The 2,896-nt window shown below is 31.0% G+C and carries 5 protein-coding genes and 1 pseudogene; all 6 read right to left on the reverse strand.

Annotation, left to right across the window (positions count from 1 at the left end):
* Positions 1-250, reverse strand: a 250-nt coding sequence (locus CLCOS_RS19610) for a B12-binding domain-containing protein (protein ID WP_193756610.1), incomplete at its 3' end; no start/stop codon positions are given.
* 48 nt (positions 251-298) lie between these two features.
* Complete coding sequence (locus CLCOS_RS19615) at positions 299-853, reverse strand: DUF2284 domain-containing protein (protein WP_063602643.1); 555 nt, start codon at positions 851-853, stop codon at positions 299-301.
* Between the two features lie 39 nt (positions 854-892).
* A complete protein-coding gene (locus CLCOS_RS19620) occupies positions 893-1,345 on the reverse strand; it encodes a hypothetical protein (RefSeq protein WP_063602644.1) in 453 nt (150 codons plus the stop codon).
* On the reverse strand, positions 1,338-1,946 hold the full coding sequence (locus CLCOS_RS19625; protein ID WP_063602645.1) for a GTP-binding protein: 609 nt from the start codon (positions 1,944-1,946) through the stop codon (positions 1,338-1,340). Before CLCOS_RS19625 ends, CLCOS_RS19620 begins: the two co-directional genes overlap by 8 nt.
* A 47-nt stretch (positions 1,947-1,993) precedes the next feature.
* On the reverse strand, positions 1,994-2,674 hold the full coding sequence (locus tag CLCOS_RS19630) for a DUF1638 domain-containing protein (RefSeq protein ID WP_192847958.1): 681 nt from the start codon (positions 2,672-2,674) through the stop codon (positions 1,994-1,996).
* Positions 2,667-2,896: pseudogene (locus CLCOS_RS19635) on the reverse strand (methyltetrahydrofolate cobalamin methyltransferase); the annotation flags it as partial. The gene CLCOS_RS19630 and the pseudogene CLCOS_RS19635, both read right to left, overlap by 8 nt.

The raw sequence follows: 2,896 nt of genomic DNA on the forward strand, positions 1-2,896 counted from the left end.
TATTTGATCCTGAAGCTTCTCCTAATCCTCCAATGATCTCTGATGCTTCATTAAACACTTCTGCTGACATTATAAGTTCAGATAAAAAATATTCCTTTTTTTCAAATCTGTTTCCTACAATTCCCATACCTTCTTGTAAATCTGCTATAATATCTAATACTGGTGTTCCATTTTCTTTTTGTGCTTTTACCTCTGCTAAAACCACATCTTCATCCAAATCTGCCATTGCATCAACTAACTTTTTACTCATAATACTTCCCCCTTTAATTTAAATTGAATATAATATCTTTCAAATAAATCATTCATTAAAAAGTATAAGCCCTACATAAGAAAGTGTATTTAATCCATTATAATATGGAATTCCTGCTCCTTTTTCAAGTGCCATAACATCAATTCCATAAGCCTCAACAGATGAAAGTGCTTTATCTGGATATCTGCACTCTTTTTTATCAAGATAAGTGCATCTTTTACACACTGTACAACACCCTGCATTTAGAGGTAAAATATCCTCAAACTCATATTTGTCTTTTATGCTGCTAACAATATTTCTAAATATTTTTTCATGAACATCTTTAGAAGCAGCCATACCTCTCCAGTCAAAAGAATTAGACAATTTATGAACTGTCTGTATTAAAAGTCCTTTTCTATACTGTTTAACTTTTTCCATTAATTCTGATATAGGACCAATAGCTGGCGGACCCATCCAGTTGGTGTCATAATTGCCACAAATATTTTTCTCACAGGCTTTTCTGTAATCTTCATGAAATTTAATTTTTGATGTATCTATAACTGCTGCGTAACTTGCATCTAACTCAAGTGCATCTTTGACCAAATCGTCAGAATTAATTTTCATATATTAGCTCCTCCTAAACTAGAAAATATTAAAATATATTTAATTCATATAACATAAAAGCTCTTCATCTAATTTTTTTAACACTACAGATTTTAAAGTTTCTTCATCAGTTCCAAAAACAATGGCTGTCATATTCACTGTAATATTTTTTATATCATAATCATTATTTTCAGAAAAGGTTTTAACGTTAATTTTCTTTCCTGTAGTAGCAACCCATAAATTAAAATCATTTTCATCCTTTACAAAGATTTTAATATGACCTATAAAATGTTTATTTTCTATGGCCCACTTTCTTAAACTTTCAATCCAATGTACAAAAGATTCTTGTAACTTATCTCCTTTAGCTTCTTTTTCAAGTTCAAAAGACTTTGTATATGAAAAAACAGCTGGTACTTCATTTAATTCTCCATATAAATCTTCTTCAGTTTCATCGCAATGATGATGGTGGTGATGTTCCTCACAATGGGAATGGTCATGTTCATGATTATTCATTGCTTTTAGCCACCTCTTTCCATATACTATCATTTATATCTTTATTTGCAGATACCTTATATAAAGCAGCCTTTGGATTAACTTCTTTTACAGAACGTTCTATATTTTTTAATTGCTTATCTGTAACTAGATCTATCTTATTTACAAGAATTGTATTTCCATCTGATATCTGTGATTTTATAAGTACCGGTGCTATTTCAGTAAGTTCTTCAAATCGTTCTGCATCAACTACACTTACAATCCGTATGCTTTCTATTCCCTTACCATATTTATTAAGTGTACCTAAAATCTTGCTAGGATAAGCTAGTCCTGTAGTTTCAATAATTACCCATTCGGGATCAACTTTTTCACGAAGATCATTTAAAGTAATTACGAGGTCAGATGAAAGCTGACAACAAATACACCCAGAAAATAATTCTTTTACACTTAATCCTTTACTTTTAAGCACTTTGTCATCAATACCCGTTTCTCCAACTTCATTTTCAATTATTACAAGATTTTGCTTATTGGGACTTTGTTTTTCAACTAAAAAATGTGCTAGTGATAATATTAAACTTGTTTTACCAGAGCCAAGAAATCCTCCAAAAATAATTAAATTCATTTAATTACACCATCCTTTTCATTGGAACTAGAGTTCAAATTATTTTTTTAAACTTCAGATCTACCATATATATGTTCCATTGAGACCGTTTCATAGGGGTTAATTACTACAAATTCATCATTATTCCAAGGACCAGTTAAAAGCTTTTTAATATAGCTAATTGTTCCAGGAATTACTTCCTGTTTTAATTTTAAATCTGCTGCAATCTGATGAGTTATTTTTATAAAGTCTTCTGATTCATCAGTTTCTGTTTCAATAACTCCAAGTCTTTCATAATTTCCTAGCATTATTTTATATACCTTATCTGCTTTAGCTTTCCCAAATCTTTTTACTGTATCCTTGTATTCAGCCCATATGTTTTTTTCAGAATTCAGCCAGCCTTTAGTGAGAAAATAAGTTTCCTTTTCTTTTGAAATATTTTTTCGCCTTTCACTAGAACCAAGTAATAAAGTAATGCAATCATCTGCTCGTGGAAAAATAACTTTATAATCAAGTGATTTTAACCCGATGACGGCATTTCCGCAGTAACCAAAAGCCAAAAGCACCTGATCTACATTTGATATACTATCTAATTTTTTTTGTATACACTCTCTTAATTCTCCTGTATTAAGGTGCAGCCCCGATTCTATCCATAATATAGGATAATCACAATGAATTTCATTAATTACCCTTTCTAATTCCTCTTTAATAGTCCTGCATGCCACCACAACAGTTCTTATATTACTCATATAATCCCTCACGGAATGCTTTAATGAACTTTCTTGAGAACCTATCTTGTCCAAGTAATGTTTGTGATGCAAGTAAGGCACCCCTCATTTCCTTGTTTGTTGGATCCATAATGTATGAGTCCATTCCACGAGCCATAGTTTGAACCATAAATAATCTATTCAATACTTTTCTTGCTGGCAAGCTATATGATATATTACTTAATCCACAGGTAGTATGTACTC

Source organism: Clostridium coskatii, assembly GCF_001675205.1.
GTDB lineage: Bacteria > Bacillota > Clostridia > Clostridiales > Clostridiaceae > Clostridium_B > Clostridium_B ljungdahlii.